We start from the raw sequence: 26,582 nt of genomic DNA on the forward strand, positions 1-26,582 counted from the left end.
GTTAGGCGCTGGTAGTCAGAAGTCAGGGCAATTGTTGCCATCAGTGGCTTTTAAATATGCTCTGTCCTCCCTTATAATCTGCTGGTCTAAGTATAGCTTGATATACTCAATTGTCGGATAGTCCAACACCCAGAAAAGATACATGGGAACCCGGCAAAACCTGCAGGTTAATGGTTAACGCATATCAGAACATTGGATTTTTTATCAGCACCCATACCCACCTCCTGTAAAGCAGGCATTCGGGAGGTAACCGGACGAACCCTTCGGGTAACAGGTCCTGAGGCGAAAGCCGGCAGGCCTCACTGGCTTTAGGCTTTACGTAAAGCTTAAAACAGGTACCCGGACCTGGCAGCCTACCGGAGCAAGGCCAGCACCTTCAATTTGTACAGCTGGTCCATACCACATCCACCGTGGCAACACCATTGCATGGGTTTCATGGAAGCGCTCCCATATTGCAGGCGCCAACCTTAAACTCTTACGGATGAACGCAGCAGCATTATACCGCACATTGGTCCGGGTTATTTTATTTGCCGCGGCCACTACCATTGCTTTGTGGCTGTTGGGGCAGGTGTATTCGGCAATTTTGTTGTTGCTGGTTGCCCTGGTGCTCGCCGTGGTCATCAACAAGCCGGTTGGCGACCTGGAGCAAAAAGGCTGGAAGCGGGGTTGGGCATCCCTGGCCGTATTCCTGGCCATCCTCCTTGTTATAGGTTTGATTGCATGGATTGTAGTGCCCAAGGTGAACCAGCAACTCCAGGTGCTGCTGGAAAACCTGCTCCAATACATTGAAGTAGTTCAAAAGCGGCTGGCAGACTGGCTGGATGTGATACCGGGCATGGAGGCACCAACCAAATCAAGCCCCGGTGGGCTTTCAGGAGGACTGCCCTCCCTTTCGCAGGCATTGCTGCGCATCGGCAATATTTCTCTTTCGGTATTGAACGTCATCCTGCTGTTGATCATCATTATCAGCATGGTTGTATACGCGGTGGTAAATCCCAAACCACTGGCAACATTGTATTTTTCCTTTTTCCATCCCAGGCAGCGCGAGCCGGCTACAAAGGCATTCCAGGAAGCTGCGGTCATGCTGTCGGGTTGGTTCAAATCAAATGTCATTGGCGGCTTTATTGAAGCGGTGGCAACGGTGATCGTACTATCGCTGCTGGGGGTGCCCGGAGCCTGGGTATGGGGTGCCCTGGCCCTGTTTGCCGAACTGATTCCAAAACTGGGATTTTACCTCATGGCTGTTCCGCCAACGCTGGTAGCTTTATCCATCAGCAATGCTACAGCCATTTGGGTTGCCGTGTTTTTCATCGTGATGGATGAAGTGATGGGCGATGTTGTGATGCCGCAATTAAGATCCAACACCATGAACATTCACCCCGTTCCCATCCTGTTCATGGTACTTGCCATGGGTGCCGCCTTTGGCTTTGTGGGCATCCTGCTGGCAACGCCACTGACAGCGATCTTCAAAGCCTATTATGAGAACTTCTACGAACGGCGCCTGCCGGAGGACCCGGAACTTCCGTCCAGGATAATGGCGATCATTCATCCCAAAACAAGCAGGCAAAAAGAAAATCAGCAAATCGGTTAATGCAGCGCTGCAGATCATTTCCCTTCAGTGCAATAAAACATTTTACCGGAACGGGCCTGTATTACAGCACCACCATTAAAATCTACAAATAACCATGAAGCTAAAACTACCCATTCCCATCTGGACCATTATAGCGCCGGTACTTGCCTGGCTGTTGTACTTTTTTGCACCTCCTGCAGGCAACACCTTTTTTGCAATACTCCTTGGCATTTCCCTTATGAGCGCGGTAATGGCAGCGGTTTACCATGCCGAGGTGATAGCTCACAAAGTGGGCGAACCCTTTGGCACCCTGGTGCTTGCCATTGCGGTTACCATCATCGAGGTTTCCCTGATTGTTTCTTTGATGTTGGCGGGTGGCACAGATACTGCTACCCTTGCCCGTGATACCGTTTTCGCTGCAGTCATGATCATCCTGACCGGCATGATCGGCCTGTGCCTTTTAGCAGGAGGAGCCCGCTATGGCGAGCAGGTGTTTGGACGTCATGGCGTCAGTTCTGCCCTAGTAACGCTGATGGCCATTACCGTGCTCACCCTTATCCTGCCCAACTATACCACCAGCATTGCAGGACCCTATTATAATACCAGCCAGTTGATCTTTGTTGCCGTGATCTCACTTGTGTTGTACGGAACATTTGTCCTTGTACAGGCAGTGCGCCACAGGGATTATTTTCTGCCGCCTGCCGCCGAAGCCGACGAGGAAGTACATGCCGAACCACCCACTACCCGCGTGGCCCTGCTCAGCACCCTGTTCCTTTTACTTTGCCTGGGCATTGTGGTGTTTCTTGCCAAAGCCCTGTCCCCAACCATTGAAAAAGGGGTGCTTGATTTAGGTGCGCCCAAATCACTCGTAGGTATTATCGTCGCATTTGTGATCTTGCTTCCGGAAGGCTTTGCCGCACTGAGGGCCGCCCGCAAAAACAGGTTGCAAACCAGCCTGAACCTGGCCCTGGGTTCTGCACTGGCAAGCATCGGGTTGACTATTCCCGCTGTAGCGATTGCCTCCCTCATTACCGGCTTTCCGGTAACATTGGGCATCGATGCAAAATCAATGGTGCTGCTGATGCTGTCCCTGTTTACGATTATCTTATCCTTTAGTACCGGTCGCACAACAATCCTGCAAGGCGTGGTTTTGTTGGTGGTGTTTGCCGTGTATTTGTTTACCACCATTGTTCCATAAGATGCCGCTCTTTAAAACTTGAGGTACTTGCGCCTTGGCAAAACAAGCTTGCTAAGCCGCTTTGTAAATTGTTGGGTTGTGGGGTACTTTCTGTTAGGCGTCAGGTTGTTGAAAATAACGGCCACCAGCAAAAGGATGGATGCGCCGGTAAGCACAGGCGCAAAGACGTATAGAAAGCCAAGGGCCTTTATTTTCTGTGAGCCGATCACCGCAATGAGCGCGGTGGCTCCGCCTGGAGGATGGAGTGTTTTGGTGACCTGCATTACGACAATGGATAGAGCAACGGCAAGCGGTGCGGTCAGCCAAATAATATCCGGTAAGACTTTAAAGATCGTTACACCAATCAATGCAGAAAGCACATGGCCACCAATCAGGTTTCGCGGCTGTGCCATCGGACTTTGCACCGCCCCATACACCAACACGCTGGATGCTCCAAAGGAGCCGATCAGGAATACATTTTCCAGTTCAGACAGAAATGAGTTGTGCAATAATGCAATGAGCAGGATTCCCGTAAAAGCGCCAACGAAAGACCAAAAGATCTCCCGGTAGTCTACAAGGGTTTCTTTGTAGATGATGTATTTCGAAATTCTTATTGCCCGTTTTATTTTCTTTTGAACCATCGGGGGTACACCTATAAATGGCCGGCAAATATAATATGATAATGTTTACAGCACCTGCGCAGCTTCCTTAGAGCAGTGCCTGACACCAGCTGATATCCGGGGTTATTTTCTTTAGAGGTGCAACATGCGAAAACCCTGTTAGCCTGGTGAAAGCAGGTTATACCTACATAAAAATGCCCCTTGTAGAAACAAAGGGCCATGTCCGTACCTATGATTGCGTTTAACAGTTCAATATTGACCGGCGTGCATAGCCACCTGCCGGTTCGATTGATACCAATGAATAATTTTATTGATTGCTGTTGCTTTGTCAAAAAGCGTTTCCCCTTTTAAGAAAAGCGGGGTATCCAGTTGCAAGGCAAGCAGGTAATTTCTTGGGTTCTTTGTACGCGAGTAGAAAACAACAGGGATATTTTTCGTTGCGTTCCTGAGCTTCAGTTCCTGCAATGCACGATGACCATCCATACCCGGCAGGTGCAATTCCAACAAGATCAGATCGGGCAATCTGTCTCCGGAAACATAGCAGTCTTCAATGCTGTTCAGCATCCCAAGAACATCTACAGCATGCATGGTGCAAACACCAGGCACACCAGACTTAAGCAGGTCGTCTGTTAATGCCAACTCCTGTTGATCATTGTCTACGATTAATACAAGCATGCAGGTTACGAATAGGGTACAATAGTGCGGGGAATCACGGCAAATATAGTAAATGCCGTAGCCACGGATAAGTATTTATACTGACCAAATTAACCACTACTTATCCACAAGATTGGTACAGCATCTTTTGTTGAAGGTTGAATCGGGTTAACCAACCGGACTTAAGAACAACTTTCAGTATCCTTTTTAGATTGTATAAATAATTTTCTTTTTCCATACAAACCACCCCACATGAGTATTGCTACAGGAGCAACTGCCTGCATGCAGCGCTTAGCCATACAGTTGATATGCTTTTGCAAACAGGACTTAACTATGCACACTATGACTTGCAGAATATACCCTGATACAAGCACGATAACAGCACAGGCCTGCCGTAGAAACGACAGGCCTGTGCTGTTATCGGTTACTTATTGGGTTTATTTACTGTTACGATGCAGGTACTTACCACTAACCGGCTTTAAATTAAGATAGCGCAACCCGGTGTGCCCATACAATGCCTGGGTAACTTTCGATTGCTTTATTTCATCAACCGCACATAATAAATGCCACCTGCTACCGAACCCGGGTGTGCCGCAAATTTTACCTGCAGCATGCCACCGGAGTTCTGTACCAGTTGCTGGGGCAAATCATAATCCACTTCGTAAAAGTTGTTGCCCTGGTTGCCATTCAATACCACCGTTTGCAGCAAGGTATCGTTGACCAGGATATCAAAGGTCCGGTCCTTGTCGCCGCCGTAGTAGGTGATGCGCAGTTTGCGGGATGCCTTCTTGCTGTCCTTCAGGTCGTAACTGAACCAGCCTCCGGTAGCATGCCGCCAGTGGCGGTCGCGGAACACACCCGACTCCGTCTTTTCACCTTTAAAACCATGGTCCGATTCGGGCTGCTGCTCGCCGGGCGCCACCTGGTCGATGGTCTGGGCCTCCAGTGCCAGGCTGGTCTTTTCCCTTTCCTGTATGGCTTTTTGACGCAGCGCCAGGCTATCGCTGGTTGTTACCGGCCAGTAGATCATATAGCGGGCATCATGAATCTGGAAAAACGGTACCAGCTCCAGGTTTTTGTATTGCTGCGGGTAAATTAGGCTGCTGGCGGTAAATGCCAGCGGCTTTCCTTTAACGGGCATCAAAGAAGCTTCCAAGTTTTGCTGGCTGGATACCAGCAAGGGTGCGTCTTCAATAGCATAAAGCGGCCCGTTGGCAATATGCCCCATCCGGCTGTCGTCGGCCCTGAGCCCCTGCAAACCCGTGGTGTCGGTGGCTGCTGCCAGCACTACCGGGCCATGGGTAAACGAAACCCAATTGGAACCATCGGGCAGCTTTTCGCTCCTGGTTTCCATGGGCAGGGAAATGGTAACCACATCACCCGACTTCCACATCCTGCTTACACCCGCATAAGATGCATCATTGGTAGTAAAAGGCACGTCCTTGTTGTTTACCCTGATCTTCATACCACCTTTCTTTACCCAGGAAGGCTGCCGTACAAAAAGGGTGAACTGCTGTGGCTTGCTCAAGGTGAGCGTTAGCTGCGAGCGCTCTTCAAATGGAAACTTCCCGCTTTGCACTACCTGTATGCCCCGTTCCTTCCAGCTGAGGGTAGAGGGAATAAAGAGGTTTACAAACAGGTCTTTGTCCTTGTGCGCATAAATCAGCTCGCCGTATTTACCGTGGTTTTCGATGCCCGAACCCACGCAGCACCAGAAACCCTGGTCGGGTTGCGAGTATACACGGTAGTGCCGGGGCCGCATGGGGGTAAAATATACAAAGCCGCCCTTGGGATGTTGCGAGGAAAGGATGTGGTTGTACAGCGTCCGCTCGTAATAATCCATATAATCGGCTGCGTAGTTGGCCAGGAACAATTGCCTGGTCAGCTTGAGCATGTTGTACGAATTACAGGTCTCCGGGCCTTCTTTCGATTCCAGCATGGAAGAGAAATCAGTGGCCGGGTGAAAATGCTCCCGTACACTGTTGCCGCCAATAGAAACGGTGCGGTGCGCAGTAACGGTATTCCAGAAAAAGTTGGCAGCATTGGCCCAGGCGGTATCGCCGCCTACTTCTGCCACCCGCATATACCCGATCACTTTGGGTATCTGGGTATTGGCGTGCATGCCGGTAAGGGAGTCTTTGCCCTGAAGCAAAGGATTCAGAATCCGCTGGTGCGAAAACCTGCGGGCCAGCGCCAGGTACTTCCCATCGCCGGTGATGGCGGCCACATCAGCAAACACTTCGTTCATGCCGCCGTGTTCGCTGCGCAGCATGTTTTGTACCTGCGCATCCGAAAGGTTGCGCGTCAGGTCCAAACACCAGTCCGAAAGCTTTACCAGGACGTCCTTAGCTTTTTGGTTGCCGGCAATCTGGTAGGCATCCACCAAACCTGCATACAGCTTGTGGATATTGTACCAGGGCACCCATTTATCGTTGAGTGAGAAAGAGCCCGCATTGATCTTGCCAGCTGCAATATCGGCCCAAAGCTGCCTGCTCCCGGGCACTCCACCCACATAGCCGTTGCCGTTTTGCTGCTGGCATTTTTCCAGCCAATCAATCATATAGCTGAGGCGGTCGTTCAGGTCCTTGCGGCCCGTGGAGGCATACATTTTGGCCAGCGCCGAAAGGTAGTGGCCGCCAATATGGCCATCGAGGCCGGTGCCCTCCCAGTTGCCATAGCCAGCCGCCTTCGACTCCAGGCCGGCTTCGCGCAAATAGGGCGCCAGCAGCCGGTCGGGGCTCATGGCCAGCATATACCGGGCATCGGTTTCCTGTGCCTGCTTAAAAGGGCTCTTCTGCAAACGAACGGCGCTGAGCGGAAACGCTTCCAACTGGCGCCCCTGGGCCCATCCAAGTTGCGGCAGCAGGGCTATCATACAAATCGAAACAATATTTTTCATACGCTTTAGGTGTCGAAACCTTTTTGACAGGGTTCAGATCAATAATGCAGCCCTGAAAGTTATATAAAGCTGTACAGCTTTTACCGGTACCCTATCAATAAGAAAAACTCCGGCACCGGAGCTTTTCTTATTGATACATATAGGTTTGTTTTTACAAGGCAAAGCTTGTTAATAGCCGGGGTTTTGCTTTAGGTTCTGGTTTTTGGCAAGTTCCGGGCGGGGCAGGGGAAATATGATCTTATTCGGGTCATTGGTTGCATCGTGCGAAAGCCACGACTTGCGGGTAAATGCACCAAAGCGGATCATATCCTGGCGTCTCCTGCCCTCCTGGTCAAACTCCCAGGCCAGTTCGTCCAGGAATCTTCCGTACAGGATATCGCCGCCACCCTCATTGGTAGTGCGGTTGATATCCCTGCGGCCATAGTCGTAGCTACTGCCACCTTTGAGCTGCGCCCCGGTAACGGTTGCCTTTTGCGGGTCGTTGGGAAATGCCCTTGTGCGCACCTGGGTTACAATGGTGGCCGCATCGTTTTCGCGGCCGGTGCGCAGCAGGCTTTCCGCCTTCATCAGCAACACATCGGCATACCGGAATACGGGAAAGTCGTTGCTCAGCTGCACGTTGGCACCCTGGGCAATTTCAAACTTGCCCAGGCGGTAACCATGTACCGATTCGGCACTGGCTATACTGGGCACTTCGTTGAGGTAGTTGAGCGGCTTGCCTTTAAAAGCACCCAGTTCCACCACCAGCTGTTCGCCGCTGGCAGAAAACTGCTGGCCCCTGATCCAGTTGCGCTGGAAGCGGAGGTCGGCAGGATCGTAGGAACTGATAAACTGCGGAATGGCCGACATACCACCCCAGGGCGAAGACAGCAGGTTGTAGGTCTTCTGGTTTTCGGGCGACAGCGACTGCATGTGCAGGTCGAAGGCATTCCAGTTGTTGGTAAAATCCTCGTCGAGCGGCAAGGCAAAAATGAGCTCCCTTGAGCTTTGGTTTTGCGTACGAAACACGTTCTTCTGGTCCGGTTCCAGCCGGTAGCCCCCGCTGGAATTGATCACGGCATCACAGGCGGCAATACATTTTTCCCATTCGGGTGTGCCTGCATACACTTCGGCATTCAGGTACATTTTTGCCAACAGCGTATAACCCGCCCATTTGTTGAATTTTCCATAGGTGGTAACATCGTTCTTCTCGCTCAGCAGCGGGATGTTCTCCGTCAGTTCTTTTACCACAAACTCGTACACCTGCTTCCGGGTGCTCTGGGCGGGCAAAAAGCCCGCGGGCAGGTCAAACTGCGTTACGATGGGCACATTGCCGAAGATATCGCAAAGAATATAGTAGTAGGATGCCCGCAGCACTTTCAACTCGGCCAGCACGGCTTCCTTGTTGGTGGTTAGCGGAATGAGCCCCGATTCGATCTGGTAAATAAGCCGGTTGCAATTGGTGATGCCGGCAAAGGTGCGGTTCCAGGTATTTACCACGATGCCTTCATCGGCCGTCCAGCGATGTTCGTGTATCCTGCGGTATACGCCGCCGTCTACCCAGCCGTTGGGTCGGCCGGGAATCACTTCCTGGTCGGCGGAAAGCTCCTGGGCACGCCACAGCCCGTCCCAGTCCAGCATCACAAAACGCCAGTTGGAATAGGCCGCACCCTGCAGGGCAGCAATCGTTTCGCTGTTTACGTTTAGCTGGTTGGAAACGATGGAGGTATAGGGCGTGTCCTTCAGCTTGGTACAGGAAGGGCTTGCGGCAAGTGCCGCAGCTGCAAAAAGGGCAGCAATGATTTTATGGGTATGTTTCATACAACATGCATGTTAGGTAGTTAGAGATTCAGGTTTACGCCGATGGTGAAAGTGCGGGTGTTGGGATAGCGGTCGCGGTCGTCGTTTCCGGGTGCCAGCCCCAGGCGGTTCACTTCGGGATCCACGCCTTTATACCCGGTAATAACTAAAGTGTTCAGCGTGCTTGCGTATACCCTTGCGGTTTTGATAAACTGGGAGCGGACGCGGTTAAAATTGTAACCAAGCGTTATGTTGTCCACTTTCCAGAAATCGCCGTTTTCAACATAGTGGCTGTTGAACTCCAGCGGTGAGGCCAGCTTTGCCTTTCCATACACCAGGTCCTGCGAAGAAGCCAGGCGGTTGTAATTCTGGATGGTGGGGTTTTCGAGGTACATACGCTGGAAGTTGGCAATCTGGAACCCGAATGCGCCGCGCATGGTTACCGAAAGGTCAAAAGCCTTGTAGCGGAGGTTGTTGTTCCAGCCGGCGTAGTATTTGGGCAGGCCATTGCCGATCACTTTCTTGTCCTCAAAAGCATGGGCAAACTGTGCATAAGGAACAGGCTTGCCATCCCTGCCTTCATAGATCCACTGGCCGTTTTCGTCGATATCAATCACCTTAAAACCATGGAAGTCGCCGATCTGCTTGCCGATGTAAACGATATTGGTATGCGTTTGAATGGGCTCACCGGTATAGCCGGTAGTGAAGTAATCGTTGGTGGCGGTATAGAGCTCATTGGAGAGGCTGGTCAGCCTGTTGGAGTTGGTAGAAAAGTTGAAGCTGGTGGTCCACTCCAAATCCCGCTTGCGCACTGGCACCACGTTTACCAGTACTTCCAAACCCTTGTTCTCCATCTCGCCTACATTGGCCCTGGTGCTGGGGTACAGGTTGGGCGGGCTGGGCACCTGGTAATCGTACAACAGGCCTTTTATGTTGCGTACATAGTAATCGATATTACCGCTGATCCGGCCATTGTACATACTGAAGTCAAGACCGAAGTTGGATTCATGTTTTTCTTCCCAGCGGATATAGGGGTTGGGATTGGTGGCGGGCTCCAGCACACGGCGCCACTCGCCATTGGTATACACAAAGGCGCCAAAGCGCAGCAGTGCCTGGCTCAGGAAGCCACCCGATGGCGGGTTGCCCGTAACGCCATAACCGGCCCGCAGCTTCAGGTCGTCGAAGATGGTCTGGTTTTGCATAAAGCCTTCCTTGCTGATGCGCCAGCCAACGGAAACGGCGGGGAAGGTGCCATAGGGTTTGTTGGCGCCAAACAGCTGGCTGGCACCTTCGTGGCGCAGGTTGGCCATCAGCAGGTACTTGTCGTTATAGCTATAGGTAAGCCTTCCGAAAAACGACACCAGGTTGGTCTCGCCCTTGCCGCTGTAAATCTCGCCCAGGCCTTCCTTGATGGCATTGCCCAGGCCAATCTGGTTGTACCCGAAATCATCGATGGGGAAGTTCCAGTTGCGGATAAAGTTGTTGTAGGATTCGTTCTCCTGGTAACCATAGCCGCCCAGTATGGAAGCACGGTGCTTACCAAAGTTCTTCGAGTATTCGGCGGTCAGCTCCACCAGCCGGTCGATAGAAAGGGAACTGCCCACGGCAGCATAGCCGTTCCGGTTGTCGCGCAGGGTAGAGATATGGTTCTTTGTTTCTGCATAACCCGCATTGGTATTTGCCCTTGAATAGGAAAACAAGGAGTTCAGGCGCAGGCCGGCGATGGGCGTATAGGTAAGGTTGGCATTCATACGCGAGTTCACGCCCTTTGTTTCGCCATCGGTTTCGAAGATGCGGGAAAGGGGGTTCTCGTAGTTGAAATTGCCGGCCTGCTCATGCCAGTTGCCATTGGCGTCCCTGATGGGCGCCGTGGGGTTGCGGATGAGGGCCTGGCGGTAAGTATACCCGTTGAAGCTGCCGCCGTCCTGTGTCTGGGTGAAATTGTTGGTCTGGTTCAGCAGCTGCAGGTTGATCTTCAGCTTGTCGTTGAGCATGCTGTGGTTTACATCGATCCTGCCGGTAAAGGTCTTGTTATCCGACTTCAGGAAGATACCCTCCAGGCTGCGGTAGTTGACCGAAGCCAGGTAGTTGGTGCGGTTGTTTCCGCCCCTGAAGGTAATGTTATGGATATGCGTCAGGGGTGTTTGCGAAATCTCGTTCAGCCAGTCGGTAGTGCTGCCCAGGTCCCAAGAAGCATCCCTGCCACCCGCGGCAATCTGTGCGCGGTAGTCGGCAGCCGACAGCATTTCGGGCCGCCTTGCAATCTGCTGGGTACTTACCGAACCGCTGTACTCAACGGTATTGGTATACCCACCCTTTGCCCTTTTGGTGGTAATGATGATCACCCCGTTGGTACCCCGCACGCCATAGATGGCGGCGGCCGAGCCATCCTTCAGCACGTCGATGGATTCAATGTCTTCAGGCGCAATGGTGCGCAGGCCCGAGGGAACGCCATCAATGATCACCAGGGGATCGCTGTTGGCGCCAAAAAGCGTGGTATTGCCCCGCAGGAGAATCTGGGAGTAGCCTGTGGGATCACCGCTGGGGTTGGATACCGTTAAACCGGCAACCTTACCCTGCAACAGCTGTGCTGCATCCTGCACGGGACCTTTTACAAAGTTCTCCGCCTTTACGGTGGCTACCGAACTCGTAACATTGGCCCTTTTTTGGCTGCCGTAACCAATCACCACCACTTCCGAAAGGGCAGCATTCTGGTTTTGCAGGGTCACCGAGATGTTCGACTGGTCGCGCACAGGCACTTCCTGCGTGGCATAGCCAACGGAAGTAAATACCAGCACGGGCTGTGCACCGGAAACATTGATCACAAAGCTGCCGTCGGTGTTGGAAGCAATAGAGTTGCTGGTAGCACGCTCCGCAATGGTGACATTGGGAACGCCTTTTCCAACGCTGTCCGTAACCACCCCGGTGATCTTTCGTGTTTGTTGTGCCGCAGCAGTAAAGCTTAGGAATTGCACAATCAGCAAGGCAAGAAGACAGGCGCCTCCTTTTAAAAGCAATCGCATTTTCATGGCAAATAGGTTTGAAAAGACTTATTAAGTGTGAAAATGACATTTATTCATTTACTTTATTCTACATATCATTCCACTCTTTCGATAAATAGTACCAAGTTGTACCATCGCCGGCAGGCGGTATTGAAAAGGGCGGAGAATCATTTTATTTTGACTTAGCCATACAAACCATCAGAACCAAGATTGCTTTACCGTAGTGTGCTCCATATCATCCTGTTGCTTTTTGCCTTGCCGCTATCACCCTATTGCCAGGACTACTCTTTCAGGCATTACGAAGTGGAGGCGGGCCTTTCCAACAATGCAGTCATTTGCAGTGCGCAGGACAAGTTGGGCTTTATGTGGTTTGGCACCCGGGACGGGCTGAACAGGTTCGACGGGCACAGCTTCAAAGTATACCGCTTCAGTAATAAGGAGCAGGAAAGCAATGGCAACAACTTTGTACACGCCCTGCACATCGATGCTGCGGGTACGCTGCTGGTAGGTACCGAAAAGGAATTGTACCGGTACGATGCAAAGGCAGACTCTTTCCGCTTTCTTACTGCCTCGCGTATGCCCGCGGTTGATGAGATCATCACCGACCGCAGGGGACATATCTGGTTTATTGCAGGTAATACCCTGTACCGGTTTGCTGAAAAAACAGGCAGCCTCAAACTGTACGAACCGCAACAGTTTTCGTGGATCACCAGCATTGGTATGGCCAATGACGGCACCATCTGGGTAGCCACGTCCGATGGGCTGCTAAAAAAGTATGATGCCGTCACCGATGGCTTCAGCAGTTATGACCTTTTTGCACATTCGCCAAACCGGGATAAACGCTGGATCGAAAAGATTCATGTTACAGGCGATGGCAGGATCATGGTAGGCACCAGCAAGGGCGGCTTTAAAATTTTTGACATGAAAACAGGCAGCTACCGCGACATACCGCTTTGCTGCGAAAAGCTGGACAACCTCTTTATCCGCACCTTTTTGCAGGCCACGCCGGATGAATGGTGGATCGGCACGGAAACGGGCCTTTTTACCTATAACCAAACAACAGGGGTTTCGAAAAAGCTGGTAAAGAAAAGCAGCGACCAGTTTGCCCTTTCCGACAACGTGATCTATACCTTTTGCAAGGACCGGGAAGGCGGTATCTGGGTGGGCACTTATTTCGGCGGGCTCAACTACTACCCCATACAGCACACGCCTTTTCAAAAGTTCTATCACAAACCCTCCGAAAACTCGCTGAGCGGCAACGTAGTGCGGGAAATATGCAAGGACCACCTGGGCAACCTGTGGGTAGGCACCGAGGACGCAGGCCTGAACAAGCTTGATGCTGCAACCGGCAGGTTTATACAATACAAACCCGACTCCAGCAGCGGGAGCATCGCCTATATCTGTATCCACAACCTCATGCCCGATGGTGATAAGTTGTGGATCGGCACCTACGAACACGGCCTCGACATCCTGAACATCCGTACAGGCAAAGTGGTGCGCCATTATGAAAGCGGGCCGGCAAGCGGCCTGAAAAGCAATTTTCCTTTCTGCCTGCTGAAAACCCGGGAAGGGAAAATACTGGTGGGCACCAATATTGGCATTTATAGCTACAATACCCGGCGCGACCATTTCGACCCTTTGCATGGGTTTCCGGCAAACGACTGGTACCTCTGCATGCTTGAAGACAGGGAGGGCACACTCTGGACCGGCATTTCGGGTAAGGGTGTTTATTACCGCAACAGCAAAACAGGTGCTTCCGGCAGTTTCAGCTATTCGCCTGCTGATGAAAAAAGCATCGCCAGCAATAAGGTGAATGCCATTTTCGAAGACAGCCGCAGGCAGCTTTGGTTTGCCACCGAAAACGGGCTGTGCAAATGGAACCCCGTCAGGCGCAACTTCGACCGTTATGACATTGCCAACGGCTTCCCCAGCAATTTCATGCTGTCTATACTGGAAGATGAAAAAGGGCAGCTCTGGATCAGCACCACCAGAGGCCTCACTTCTTTTGATCCCGCCACCAAAAAGGTGCTGGTATATACAACGGCCAACGGTTTGCTGAGCGACCAGTTCAACTTCAGCTCGGCTTACCGCGACGAAAACAACCGGATGTATTTTGGCAGCGCCAAAGGGCTGGTGGGCTTTCAACCGGCGGTATTCAAACAAAGCAATTACCAACCGCCTGTGTATATTACCGGGTTCCAGATCAAGAATGGGGAAGTGCCCATTGGCAAGGCAGGATCGCCCCTCTCCCGGTCCATCATCCTTACCGATAAGATTACCCTTGCCCACGACCAGGCCACCTTTAGCATTGAGTTTGCCGCACTTGGTTTTACCGCACCCCAAATGGTGGCATATGCCTACCAGATGGAAGGCCTTTCGGCCGGCTGGACCAACCTGAAAAACAACCGTAAGGTGTACTTCACCGAACTGCATCCCGGCACCTATACCTTCAGGGTAAAAGCCGCCAACAGCAGCGGCATCTGGAACGGCAGGGAAGCGACCCTCAGCATTACAATACTGCCGCCCTGGTGGGCAAGCAGGTGGGCCAATACCCTATACCTTGTACTGGTTCTGCTGCTGCTTTATGGCATCGTGCACCTGTATCACCGCAGGATAGCGGCCCGCAACCGCAAGCAGGTAGCACAACTGAAAGCCGCCAAGGAAAAAGAAGTGCTGGAAGCCAAGATCGAGTTTTTTACCAACGTGGCGCACGAAGTACGCACCCCGCTTACCCTCATAAAAATTCCCTTGGCCAAGGCTTTAAAGAAAGCGGAACAGAACCCCGAAATGGAAAAAAGCCTGAAGATCATCGACCGCAACACCAACCGCCTGATCGACCTCACCAACCAGCTGCTTGATTTCAGGCAGGTGGAAATCAGCAATTACCAACTGTCGTTTGCGCCTGCCAGTATATCCGACCTGCTGAACGATGCCTACCAGAACTTCAGCTCCATGGCCGAACAGAAAGGCATATCCTTCCTGCTGCACTTGCCAGCGCAACCGGTATGGGCTCATGTGGATACGGATGCTTTCAATAAAATCATTTACAACCTGCTGGGCAATGCTGTAAAATATGCCGATGGGCTTGCCACCATCACACTGGAGCACAACCAGTGGAAACAAGCATTTGTGGTGCAGGTAAAAAACGACGGCCCCCTGATTGCACCGGAGTACCGGCAGAAGATATTCGAGCCCTTCTTCCGCATTCCCGAAACCAGGGGACAAAAAGGTACGGGCATCGGCCTTGCGCTGGCCAACTCGCTGACGCAATTACACAATGGCAGCCTGGTACTGGATGATATCGATGGCGCACTCAATACATTCACCCTCACCATTCCCATGCAGCAACAGCAGCAGGACGCTGCAGCAAAGGATGCGCTAAGCAGGCAGCTATAATTTATGTACATGAAAAACACGATTCTTTTGGTTGACGACGAAGCGGAACTGCTGGAAGTGCTTTCGGAAGAACTGAACGAAAAATACCACATCGTTACGGCACAGCACGGCGCGGCGGCCCTGCAGGTGCTGGAAAAAGAACCCGTACAACTGGTGGTGAGTGATGTGATGATGGAAGTGATGGACGGCTTTGAACTGTGCAGGCGTATCAAGTCCAGTTTTGAATACAGCCACATCCCGGTGATACTGCTCACGGCAAAAAACACGCTGCAGTCAAAGATCGCAGGGCTTGAGCTTGGCGCCGACGCCTATATTGAAAAGCCCTTTGATATCGACCTGCTGTTTGTACAGATTGCCAACCTGCTGGCCAACCGCGACAAGCTGCGCAACTACTTTGTCAACTCGCCGGTGGTGCAAATCAAAACCATAGCACATACCCGGTCGGATGAAGTGTTCCTGGAAAAACTAACCGAAGCCATTGTTGATGCCATTGATGATCCTTCGCTGGATGTGGACAGACTGGCCGTACACATGAATATGAGCCGGACCACGCTTTTTCGTAAGATCAAAGCAGTTGCCGACATCACACCCAACGAGGTCATCAACCTTACCCGGCTGAAAAAAGCAGCAGAACTGCTCACCGACGGTAATGCCAAGATTTTTGAAGTGGCGTATAAAGTGGGCTACAACTCGCAGACAAATTTCGGCAGGAACTTCTCGAAACAATTTGGCATGACGCCAACACAATACCAGAAAGCCAATCAAACCAGGAAGTAATACAGTTTCTCCCCACCCTGTTCCACCTTAGTTGTTTGCTGGGTTAACATCAGTGGAAGAGCGTTCTTGCAAAGGGATAAGTACGGTTCTTTTCATTCCATGCTTTAGCCGGAAAATTGCTTACGGAAATTTCCGGCTAAAGCATTTGTATGTAATAGCCACTTACACATTTCAATTGTTCTCATTTGTTGAAAGTTCAAGATCCACAGTATATATTTACCCGCTTAAGCCTTTTCCGGTTGCTTATAACCGTTGCATTCAGCACCAGCACACTCCCCAACAATCCTATTGAATCGATCATTTCCATACGACAAAAAATTTGTACAATGATCATTGAATTAAGAGGCGTTGAGTTTGTAAACAAGGGAGCAGAACTCATGCTGCATGCCATCATGCAAAAAGTAAAGGAACGTTTTCCCAATGCCATCTTTGCCATGGAAACTTCCAGATGGATCAGTTCGGAAAAGCTGGCAGAGCACAAGATCTTCCAGGTAAAAAGAAGGCGCGCAGGGATCATACCCAAGATCATCCGGAGGAAACTAGGGTTTGTGTTACGCGAAGAAATCACCGTCGTCCTTGATGGTTCCGGCTTTGCTTTTGGCGACCAGTGGGGAGCAGCATACGCGGAAAGGAGGCTTGGCCGGCACATCGGCGCCTGGCGCCAGCAAGGCAAAAAAGTGATTTTATTGCCACAAGCATTTGGTCCGTTTTCCAACCCGGAACTAAATACGGTTATGGAAAAGATCGTGGCCAATACTGACCTGATCTTTGCAAGGGAAGAAAGATCTTTCCACTATCTGAAGAGCCTCGCCAATTACGAGCACATCAAACAGGCACCGGATTTTACCAACCTGATCAAGGGAAAGGTGCCGGCCGACTTTGATGCCCGCAAAATGCAGGTTGCCATTATTCCCAACCGCAAGATGATTGATAAAAAAGAAGAGGCAGGCAGTCACTACATGCAATTCCTGCATACTGCCATCAACAAGGTAAACAGCCTGGGACTACATCCTTATTTCCTGATTCATGAAGGCAAAAGGGACATCGATATTGCAAACGAGGTAAATGCCATGTTGCGCACCCCGATCCCCGTTATCATCGATCCAAATCCATTGGTGATAAAGGGCATTATTTCAACGGCATATTTTATTATTTGCTCCAGGTTCCATGGCGTTGTAAGCGCCCTTTCGCATGGCGTTCCCTGCATCAGTACCAGCTGGTCGCACAAATACGAAATGCTGCACCAGGAGTATGATTTTGAAGAGGGCCTTGTACTCGATATAAAAAGCAAGGAGGAAATAGAACAGATGATCGCTACTATGGCAGATCCCTCCGCCAACAAAACTGCCCGGGAAAAGCTCCTTCGGAACAGTGCGGTGCAAAAGCAAAGGTCTACGCAAATGTGGGAAACAGTATTTGCCGCCTTATTGCATAAAAAAGAAAAAGCCGGTTATGCAGCTTAATACACGCATATACATTTCATAGCGGTTATCGGTATTCAACCGTACGTTAGCTTGAACCCAGTGCAGCAACCCATATTTGTACAGTTGCTGCACTGGCAGGAGCGGCACCAGGCAGGTTTGGAACAACTGCGTTCCAACTATACATCCCGGGCAACAAACCAATCATCACGTGCCTGCAGGCAGCGCCACAAAGAAAGTAGCACCTGCACCCAGGCTGCTTTCGGCCCACACAAAACCACCGTGGTTTTCGGCCACCTTTTTAACAATGGACAATCCGACACCTGTACCCCGGTACTCGCTCATGCCATGCAGGCGGGTGAACACATTGAAGATGCGCTCCGCGTCACTTTGATCAAACCCAATTCCATTGTCCTTTACTTCAACCAGGTAAAACCAATGGTCGGCACTTTCCGGCTCAATGAATGGCGCCAGTTCTTTTGCATGCACTTTCCGGGATGCAATCTGGATTATGGGTACTGCTGCTTCCTTGCTGTATTTAAGTGCGTTGGCAACAAGGTTCTGAAACAGCTGCTGCATTTGTCTTTTATTACCTGTAATGGTAGGCAGTGCACCAACATGTACTTCGGCATTTCTTTGTAATATTTCCAATTCAAGGTCTTCCAAAACCAGCTGAACCTTTTTATTCAGGTCCACTGGTTCCTGGTCGGAAAAACCCAGGGTCACCTGCGAATAGCTCAACAGGTCGTCAACCAGGTTACCCATGCGGTTGGCCGCATTTTGCAACCGGTCGAAATGCAGGTGCTGCTTTTCGTTCAGGCCTGCCTGCAGTTCCTCTTTCAGCAGGTTCAAGAAAAACTTGATCTTGCGGATCGGCTCTTTGAGATCATGGGAAGCCGCATAGGCAAACTCTTCCAGGTTCGCATTGGTATGCTTCAACTCATCCACCAGCCGCTCCAGCTTGATCTGGGCTTCCTTGATGGGTGTTACATCCGTAAAAATATGTATCAGGTGGTCCGCATCCATTTTAGACACGGTGAGCTCCAGCCATCTTGCGGTAATAGCCAGGTGGTACTGGATAACGGAAGGCTCACCCGTAGCCAAGGTTTTCAAACAGGCTAGCCCATAAGCAGAACTGAGGATGTTGGGATCGAGCTGGGTGGCCGTTGTGCCCAAAAAAACATCCCTGGGCAAGCCTATAAATTTAACGGCTGCATCGTTGGCAAGGATAGTGGATGCATTTATGATAGCACCCTGTTCGTCCCTGATCATTTCAGTAACAGAAATGCCATTCGATGAATTGACCATGATATTGTTCAGCAAATTCCGCTGTTCTTCCAGTTCTGCCGTCCGCTCCTTTACCCTTGACTGCAGCTCCTGCTCACTTGCTTCTAATTGCTTTCGGGCCAGCACCTGCTCTGTTACATCATTGGCTACGGCTATGATTCCTGAAACAGTTCCATCCCCTTCCCTGAATGGCTGGTATAAAAAGTTGAGGTATACTGTTTCAATACCACTATTACGGGCAAGTTCAACGGGTCGCTCATTGGCCGAAAAAGGTTCGCCCGACTCGTACACGCCTTTCAGCAATTGCTCCAAACCCTGGTTGCTGGCCTCCGGAACGCCTTCAAATATGGGCCGGCCCAGCGCCTGGCTGGCAGTTTTACCCCAAACCTCGAACATACGTTCGTTGGCAATTTCCACTACATAGGCAGGCCCCCGCAGGATGCACATGGCCACCGGCGATTGCAAAATGGTATGCCGCAGGTTGCGTTCGCTTTCCTGGATCTTCCTGCTGGCCAGTATTTTTTCGGTTGTTTCAATACAGGCACAGAACAGTCCTGCTACATTTCCCTGGTCATCCAGGATGGGGCTGTAGGAAAAGGTAAAATAGGTTTCCTCTACAAAACTCCGGCGGTTCATATACAGCACCTGGTCTTCGCTCCAGGTAGAAACGCCCATAAAAACTTTTTCCACCAGTGGCGACAGGTCAGGCCAGATTTCCTTCCATGCTTCCTTGCCCGACTGGCCCAACAAACGGGGGTGCTTTTCACCTGCTATTGGGCAATAGGCGTCGTTATAAATGGTAATGAGTTCTGGCCCCCACCACACGAACATGGGAAACTTAGAGTTGAGTAAAATGCCTACTGCCGTGCGCAAACTCTGCGGCCAATTGCCTGGTGTACCAAGGGTGGAATGCCGCCAGTCTTTGGAACGGATCAGGGTACCCATCTCACCACCGCCATTCAAAAAACGATCATCCTGCGATTCGGTAAAGCTTTTGTTTTCACTATGACTCAAAGAGAAAGATTTTTTAAGATGGAAAGGGTGTGCTACCAAAATGCAAGGCTCAATTCTGCAGAACCGCAATGCAGGTTACAGAAACAGACCAGTAAGTTTATTGGTGCACAACTTACTGAAATGAAGTTGCATTCGCTTTATTGCAGCTGGATCCTTTGCAGCGGCAGGATTTCCAGGTGTGCATTTGCCATTCTAAATTTTATGGACAGCCCGCCGTTCTGAAGTGCAGCAACGATTCTATGGGTGCCTGCCTTACAGCTTTTTGGGGTGCTGCGAATGTTTCCAGTAAGCTACAATTGTTGACAGTGTGGCACACAAGGACTGAAAATTGGGGCTCTTGAAGAAAAAACCCTGGGCAGGAAGATCGTAGGCGTGCTGGATCTGCTTTTCGGAAGCATGATTGGACCAAAAGATAAAAGGCACGCTCTTGTACCGGACGCTTTCATCCTCCATCAGCATCTTGCGCACCTCGAAGCCGCTTGACTTAGCCATGTTCACATCACATAGAATCAGGAAGGGTGAAACAGGGCTTTCGTGGAGATAAGTCTTCAACTCGGCCCCATTCTTGAAAAAAACAAAATGATTGGAAATCTGCAGGACTTCACCTGCTTCCCTGATCATTTGCAAATCATCTTCATCGTCATCGAGCACTAAAATGGGATTGTCCTGCTGCATAACTGTTTGCTGATTTACCCGCAGCTAAGCCAAACTTGGGCCAAGTAAAAGACCTGCTGTTTGCAGCAGGCCTCCATTCAATTTACAGGGTAATAACGCCTGCAGCAACCGCCTTAATGGCATGCAACCGGAACACTAAGGGAGCAACAAACCTTTTAGTTTGAAGTCGTTTTGGGATCGGAACAAAGGTCAACCAGGTGCTCAATAATGCTTTTCAACTTGCTGTAGGAAGGTGGCTTGGTAATCATTTCCACGTTCATACTATCGCTATAGTTTAAATCGACAGGGCTGCTGGAGGTGGTAAACAGTACAATCGGTATCCTGCTCAATTCCACGTCCGCCTTCAGTGCTGCAAGGGTTTCCCTGCCGCCCAGTATGGGCATATTCAAGTCCAGCACAATAAGGCAGGGATGATCGGCACGGGCAAGTGCATTCAGGTGCTTCAGGAGTTCTTTTCCATTGGGAAAAGCTACAACCTCGTGGTCGGAAGTATGTGCTTCCAGGATTTCGCGGAACATCTCCTGGTCATCAATATCATCATAAGCCCATAAAATGGTGTGTTTCTTCATCATGGTTTCCATACGCACGTTTCTGATTGGTTAAGTGAACTCCAAAATGGGTATGCAAAAATCCATACTTGGACCCGGTACCATTTGTTAGGATCGGTAAAATAGCGGATTGTTTAGGTAAAAAGGGTGATAACGGCGATGAAAAAAGGCCGCATAGAAATGAAGCCTCGTTTTAATCCAATATCCTATGAAAAACCAAGCGGGAAAGAGCAAATAACGGTCCAGCTTGTTTCCGCCTTAAAAAAGCATCAAACTCATCCATAAATGGCGAAAAACTTACGCGCAACTTTTTCCTAATGTATTTTTTTCTACAGATTGAACAGTTTGAATGGAAGATTCCGGTACATAAGCAGCCAGCCCGGCTCTTTGAAAACCACCAGGTTTACCCGTTTTCGGCCGCGCTGACCGAAAGACAACACAGGTACAAGCTGTCATAAACAGTATCTTTTACTGCCGGTTCAGCATCCTACCAATTAGCGCTTTTTAAATGGCTGTTCCACCAAAAGGCATCCAGCTTTTGAGGTGCGGATCGGCTTACAGCAGCCGGCTTTGTTTATAATCCTACACCGGTTTTTAATGGAAGTATTGTTGTTGCTGATTAGAATACCTTGTTCTGGGAAAGATACCGCCTTATAAAAGAAACCGCCCCATATTTCTATACGCACACAAAGGTTATCATCAAATCTAAAAAACGCTCCACCATGCTCCTTGGCCATAATTTTATCGGGTTCGACAGCAAAGCAGCAGGCGAAAAACAACTCCATGCTTTCAGCACCGTGCTGAACGACCAGCTGCCCGGCGATTTTATCGTAGCAACGGAAAACGAAATAAACGAGGCGGTACAAAAAGCAACATCCGCTTTTGAACGATACCGGCAGACTTCCTTCGCCGACCGGGCCCTTTTCCTGGAAGCAATTGCCGACGAGATCATGGAGGTAGGTCCAGCCCTTGTTGAACGGGCACACCTCGAAACAGGGCTGCCCGAAGCCCGCATCACAGGCGAACGTGCCCGCACCGTGGGCCAGCTCCGCCTGTTTGCGGCACTCCTGCGCGAAGGCTCTTTTGTACATGCCATTATTGATACGGCCCTGCCCGACCGCACGCCCCTGCCCCGGGCCGACCTGCGGCAGTTGATGCTGCCCATTGGCCCGGTAGCGGTTTTTGCCGCCAGCAATTTTCCGTTAGCCTTCTCTACCGCCGGCGGCGATACGGCCGCTGCACTGGCTGCCGGCTGCCCCGTAGTGGTAAAGGCGCACAGCGCCCACCTGGGCACCAACGAACTGGTGGCTGCCGCCATCATCAGTGCTGCAAAAAGGTGCGGCATGCCCGATGGTGTGTTTTCCTCCCTTATTGGCGAAGGCGCACAGCTGGGGCAGCAGCTGGTAAAACACCCGCAGGTAAAAGCCGTTGGCTTTACCGGCTCGTTCCGTGGCGGCATGGCCCTTTTGAAAGCAGCTGTAAACGAGCGGGAAGAACCCATTCCCGTTTATGCCGAAATGAGCAGCATCAACCCCGTGCTGGTGCTGCCGGGCAAGATCAGCCAGGATGCCGATGCCCTTGCCACCCAACTGAGCGGCTCCATTACCTTAGGCGTTGGCCAGTTTTGTACCAACCCGGGATTGCTGTTTTTGGTACAGGATGAAAAAACGGATGCTTTTATTCAAAAGCTTGCACAAGCGCTGGAGCAGGTGCCGGCAGCCACCATGCTGAACAAGGCCATTTGCGCCGCTTACCAAACCGAGCGCCAGCAACTGCTGACACAGGAAGGTGTACAGGTGGTATTGAGAGGTAATGAAGGTGATACTGGTTATAAAGTAAACGCCTCGCTAGCCTATACCACGGCTGCCAATTTCAGACAGAACAATACACTCCATAACGAAGTATTTGGCCCTGCATCGCTGGTAGTGGTGTGTAGGGATGCCGCAGACCTGCGGGCTACCCTGCAGGAACTGCACGGGCAACTTACCGGCACCGTACTGGCAACACCGGCCGACCTGGAGGAGTTTGCCGACAGCGTTGATGTGCTGGTGCAAAAAGTAGGTCGCCTCATTTACAACGGCGTGCCCACCGGTGTGGAAGTGTCGCATGCCATGATGCACGGCGGACCTTTCCCGGCTACAACTTTCGCTCATTTTACGTCGGTAGGTACCGAGGCCATTAACCGCTTTTTGCGGCCGGTATGTTACCAGGACTGCCCGCAGGCTTTTCTGCCCGATGCCTTAAAGGATGAAAACCCGCTGCGCATCATGCGCAAGGTAAACGGTGTGCACACCAGGGATGCCATTGGGCAAAAAGAAGCCCTTGCCGTTTAAAGCAGCAACTTGCCAAACCACCATACATGAAAAGAGTCCTGTCTCTGTTACTAACGATTACCGGCCTTCATGCCTTTTCGCAAACCCTCAGCACACGGGTGGTGCACAACGACCCGGCCAAGTACCGGCAACTATCGGCCGTGCATGCCGGCGCAGGCCAGATGAAATTTGCCGGCCTTTTGGGTAGCCAGGCACTAACCACCAACCTGCTCTACCTCCATGCTGGGGAGATTCCCGACAAAGCCGGTATCGGGCAGCATTTCCACCACACCATCGAGGAGCTGTACGTGATCTTTGATGGTGAGGCCGAGTTTACCGTCAATGGCCGCACTTCCAAAATAAAAGGTCCCGCCGTGGTGCCCTGCAAAATGGGCAGCGCCCATGGTATTTATAATTCCAGTGGCAAAACACTGCGCTGGCTCAACTTCGCCGTGAGCACCACCAAGGGCCGTGGCGATAATTTCGACCTGGGCGACGACCGCGTGGGCGCTGCACTGGACCCCATACCGCAATTTGTTTCGGGCCAGCTGAAGCGGGAGGCCCTGCGCACCGGCACCACACCTTATGCAGGCAACGGCATCCAGTACCGCCGCATTTTAGGACCCGATGTTTTTGCCACTTCCTGGGACCATGTAGACCACCTCGTTATCCCGGCAGGCAGCAATGCAGGCAGGCAGCTTGAAGGGCTGGAAACCGTCTACTATGTGCTTAAAGGATCGGGAACCGTTGCCATCAACACAGATGCGGCACCTGTAAAAACAGACGATGCTTTTTATGGCGCTGCAGGTGAGGCAGTAAAGATTACCAACGATGGCAAGGAAGACCTGGAACTGCTGGCAATTGGCATTGCCACTGCCAAACAAAAAGAGCCTGCCCGCGCCAAGGCAGCAGCCCAGCCCAAGGCAATGGTATTGCAGATGGACTTTGTGGTAGCTAAAGAAAATGCAGCGGCTTTTGAGCAGATGTATACCAATGTGTATGTGCCTGCCATGATGGTGCAACAAGGGTATGTGGAGTCGAAACTGCTGCGCCTTTTCCCGGAACAGTTGGAAAAGGAAATTGAAGGAGAAGCAACGACCTACAACTACCAACTGCAGCTATCTTTCGATACCGAAGAGAACCGCCGCAAATGGGTAGCCAGCGAGCAACACAAGGCCGCATGGCCCGCCGCAGCCAGGCTTGCAAAATCGTACAAGTGGCGTGGCTACGAGGTTGCAGGCGATAACCGCAGGTAATGAAATGCTGTTTTTATGCGTTGGCTATTTATACCCTTATCACTCTTACACTTTATTACCCTTACGCCTGATCACTGATCGACTTAAACCCTTAGCAGAAATCTTTTTGTTTCCAACATTGTAATCAGCCTTATATCATTCCTTTAACAATAATGCCCCGGTAGCTCCGGGGCTTTTATGTTAATGTACAAACAAATGGCCGCTGCAATAAAAACAAAACCTGCATGCTGCATGGATCTTCACCCAGCGGTTTGAACCAGGCACTTGCGGGATATGCAGAAACCTGTAGCGCTATTCATAAATAAAGAGCCCGTGCATTGCTGCACAGGCTCTTTTTGCTCAACAGTAAGCCACGATCAAAGCCTATGTTTTATGCTGCTTCGCAGGTCCTGCCCTTAGTAGCCAGGGTTCTGTACCAGCTTTGGATTTTGTGCAATGGCCTGCTGCGGAATGGGATGCAGGTACTGCTTCATTTTGAAATTACGCGGATGGTTCAAGCCTACCCTGGTATAGGTCCAAACACCGCTGTTATTGCCTGGAACCGTATTCTCGATCTTCATCCCGGAAAGGTCCACGGTGAGTACCTGGTGGGCTACCCGCCAGCGGATGATATCATGGAAACGCTTGTTTTCAAAACACAGCTCTACCCTTCTTTCCTGGCGGATGGCATCACGCATCTGGTCCTGGCTCAGGCCTGCGGGCAGTGGTGGCAGGTTTACACGGGCCCTGATGGCATTGATGGCATCGTACACCGACTGGTCGGGGCCTACTGCTTCGTTCTGTGCTTCGGCATAGCCCAGCAACACTTCGGCATACCGGAAGTAGATGTAGTTGGCGCCGCTGAGGCCGGTAGCCGGTCGGTTCCTGGGGTTCAGCTTTTTCTTGAAATAATAACCGGTATTGCTTACATCGGTGCTGGCAAAATCGATTTGGTTCAGCGAAGGCCTTACCTTATCGATGCGGGTATAGATGGTATCTTCTTTCGGCATCCAGTCCATCTTGTAAGGCGCGCCATCGTATACAATCCACTTGTAAAAACGACGCTCCCTGCCTACGTAGGGCTTTTGCGGATCATAGCCCGATGCAGGGTCGGTGATGGGCTTGCCATTAGCCATAAAGAACTGGTCTACCAGCTCCTGTGTAGGGTTGTAATTACCCCAGGTGTAATAAGACCCAAGGATATAAACAGGGCCACCATACTGCTCGTAGTTGGACCCCCTGATATTGCCCACATGCTGCCGGTCGAAGATCACTTCCGAGTTGTACTCGTTGTCTTCATACCATAGCGTTGAGTCTTCGGGAAACAGGTTATAGGGCTTGCCGGGTCCACCCCATTCGGTCATGAACTTTTTAAACGAAGCGGCTGCCGTTGCCCAACGCGTTACATCTACATTGCCAAAGCCCGCTACCTTGTTGGGATCGGGGCCACCGGGAGCGGAAGTGGCATTGAAAGCAGGGCTGGCAGCCACCAGTTCCAGGTAGGCCTTCAGCATCTGTGCAGCACCCAAGGTGGCCCTGCCGGCATCGGCCTGGCCCTTGTTGTATTTTACAGCCAGGTACTTGTTGTTAACAATGGTATCGAGCGTTCTTGTCAGAAAGCCAAGCGTCTCGGCATAGGTGCTGCGCTTTACAAAAAGGCTCGCGGTGTCGGCCCGTGTTTGCGGGTCAAAAATCAGGGGCACACCACCCCAGTTCAGGAAAAGGATGCTGTAATGAAAAGCCCTGTTGAAGCGGGCTTCATCTATCCGCTTGTTGTACCAGGCCGCCGAATAGCTGCCCTTGCGCTGGGTTGTTTGCTGGATAAAGGTGTTGCACTTGCGGATGGCCGTATACAGCGCTGCCCAGTTGTGCCGGTTGATGGTGGCCACGCCTACTGCGCCACCGCCAAAAAGGCCGTAGTTGGAAGATGCCGGGTCAAGGATGCCATCTTTGTACTTCCACGAAGCATAGTAAAAACCGGCATCGTTGTCGTCGGTGAAATTGTCGAGTGTTTCCGGCTGGGAGTACAGGTCGGGCACCTGGTCGTAAACATCATTGAGAAAAATATCCGCATTCGATTCCGAGGCCCACTGGGTATTATCATTCAAAACCGCTTTGTTCTCATTGTCCAGGTCCTTATCGCAGGCGTACAAACCAAACGATGCGGTGAGGATGCACCCGTAAAGCATATATTTTTTAATGGATTTCATCTGTTG

16 protein-coding genes are annotated in these 26,582 nt (G+C 51.2%); 7 read left to right on the forward strand and 9 right to left on the reverse strand.

The genetic code is table 11. The features are described from left to right. Positions 1-481 precede the first annotated feature (481 nt). Together BUE76_RS22670 and BUE76_RS22675 are read left to right on the forward strand one after the other, a co-directional pair. Positions 482-1,591, forward strand: a complete 1,110-nt coding sequence (locus tag BUE76_RS22670; RefSeq protein WP_073041679.1) for an AI-2E family transporter — start codon at positions 482-484, stop codon at positions 1,589-1,591. A 94-nt stretch (positions 1,592-1,685) separates the two neighbouring features. Further along, positions 1,686-2,768 carry a calcium:proton antiporter gene (locus BUE76_RS22675; protein WP_073041676.1) on the forward strand — a complete coding sequence of 361 codons (1,083 nt, stop codon included), beginning with the start codon at positions 1,686-1,688 and terminating at the stop codon, positions 2,766-2,768. A gap of 11 nt (positions 2,769-2,779) precedes the next feature. Here BUE76_RS22675 and BUE76_RS22680 read toward each other — a convergent pair whose 3' ends face one another. The 5 genes from BUE76_RS22680 to BUE76_RS22700 all read right to left on the reverse strand — a co-directional run bounded on the left by BUE76_RS22680 (position 2,780) and on the right by BUE76_RS22700 (position 11,728). After that, entirely contained in the window at positions 2,780-3,388 is a 609-nt protein-coding gene (locus tag BUE76_RS22680; RefSeq protein WP_073041674.1) for an HPP family protein, read from the reverse strand. A gap of 228 nt (positions 3,389-3,616) precedes the next feature. Further along, positions 3,617-4,042, reverse strand: a complete 426-nt coding sequence (locus BUE76_RS22685) for a response regulator (RefSeq protein ID WP_073041667.1) — start codon at positions 4,040-4,042, stop codon at positions 3,617-3,619. A 517-nt stretch (positions 4,043-4,559) separates the two neighbouring features. Next, on the reverse strand, positions 4,560-6,920 hold the full coding sequence (locus BUE76_RS22690) for a glycoside hydrolase family 127 protein (RefSeq protein ID WP_073041665.1): 2,361 nt from the start codon (positions 6,918-6,920) through the stop codon (positions 4,560-4,562). A gap of 168 nt (positions 6,921-7,088) precedes the next feature. Beyond that, entirely contained in the window at positions 7,089-8,720 is a 1,632-nt protein-coding gene (locus tag BUE76_RS22695) for a RagB/SusD family nutrient uptake outer membrane protein (RefSeq protein WP_073041663.1), read from the reverse strand. A gap of 20 nt (positions 8,721-8,740) precedes the next feature. Next, on the reverse strand, positions 8,741-11,728 hold the full coding sequence (locus tag BUE76_RS22700; protein WP_216820718.1) for a SusC/RagA family TonB-linked outer membrane protein: 2,988 nt from the start codon (positions 11,726-11,728) through the stop codon (positions 8,741-8,743). A 183-nt stretch (positions 11,729-11,911) separates the two neighbouring features. Here BUE76_RS22700 and BUE76_RS22705 point away from each other — a divergent pair, with 183 nt between their 5' ends. The 3 genes from BUE76_RS22705 (at position 11,912) to BUE76_RS22715 (ending at position 17,337) form a co-directional block, all read left to right on the forward strand. Continuing rightward, on the forward strand, positions 11,912-15,097 hold the full coding sequence (locus tag BUE76_RS22705) for a ligand-binding sensor domain-containing protein (RefSeq protein ID WP_083596430.1): 3,186 nt from the start codon (positions 11,912-11,914) through the stop codon (positions 15,095-15,097). A 9-nt stretch (positions 15,098-15,106) separates the two neighbouring features. Beyond that, positions 15,107-15,874, forward strand: coding sequence for a response regulator transcription factor (locus BUE76_RS22710; protein ID WP_076026766.1), 768 nt, complete (start codon positions 15,107-15,109; stop codon positions 15,872-15,874). A 326-nt stretch (positions 15,875-16,200) separates the two neighbouring features. Next, positions 16,201-17,337 (forward strand): polysaccharide pyruvyl transferase family protein, encoded by a 1,137-nt coding sequence (locus BUE76_RS22715; protein WP_073041661.1) that lies wholly within the window; start codon positions 16,201-16,203, stop codon positions 17,335-17,337. 165 nt (positions 17,338-17,502) lie between these two features. Here BUE76_RS22715 and BUE76_RS22720 read toward each other — a convergent pair whose 3' ends face one another. The 3 genes from BUE76_RS22720 to BUE76_RS22730 form a co-directional block, all read right to left on the reverse strand. Next, complete coding sequence (locus BUE76_RS22720) at positions 17,503-19,596, reverse strand: PAS domain-containing sensor histidine kinase (protein WP_073041659.1); 2,094 nt, start codon at positions 19,594-19,596, stop codon at positions 17,503-17,505. A 252-nt stretch (positions 19,597-19,848) separates the two neighbouring features. After that, on the reverse strand, positions 19,849-20,271 hold the full coding sequence (locus tag BUE76_RS22725) for a response regulator (RefSeq protein WP_073041656.1): 423 nt from the start codon (positions 20,269-20,271) through the stop codon (positions 19,849-19,851). 155 nt (positions 20,272-20,426) lie between these two features. Next, positions 20,427-20,843 (reverse strand): response regulator, encoded by a 417-nt coding sequence (locus tag BUE76_RS22730; RefSeq protein ID WP_143157268.1) that lies wholly within the window; start codon positions 20,841-20,843, stop codon positions 20,427-20,429. 698 nt (positions 20,844-21,541) lie between these two features. Between BUE76_RS22730 and BUE76_RS22735 the strand changes: the two genes are divergently transcribed. Both BUE76_RS22735 and BUE76_RS22740 read left to right on the forward strand, forming a co-directional pair. Next, entirely contained in the window at positions 21,542-23,152 is a 1,611-nt protein-coding gene (locus BUE76_RS22735; protein ID WP_073042107.1) for an aldehyde dehydrogenase (NADP(+)), read from the forward strand. Positions 23,153-23,178: 26 nt separating this feature from the next. Then, the gene (locus BUE76_RS22740) at positions 23,179-24,387 is read left to right on the forward strand and encodes a cupin domain-containing protein (RefSeq protein WP_073041652.1); all 1,209 of its coding nucleotides are present in this window, start codon (positions 23,179-23,181) and stop codon (positions 24,385-24,387) included. 395 nt (positions 24,388-24,782) lie between these two features. Here the strand turns inward: BUE76_RS22740 and BUE76_RS22745 are convergent, their stop codons facing one another. Then, positions 24,783-26,576 (reverse strand): RagB/SusD family nutrient uptake outer membrane protein, encoded by a 1,794-nt coding sequence (locus BUE76_RS22745; RefSeq protein WP_073041650.1) that lies wholly within the window; start codon positions 26,574-26,576, stop codon positions 24,783-24,785. Positions 26,577-26,582 lie beyond the last annotated feature (6 nt).

The sequence above is a fragment of the Cnuella takakiae genome, assembly GCF_001953305.1.
Taxonomy (GTDB): Bacteria; Bacteroidota; Bacteroidia; order Chitinophagales; family Chitinophagaceae; genus Flavisolibacter; species Flavisolibacter takakiae.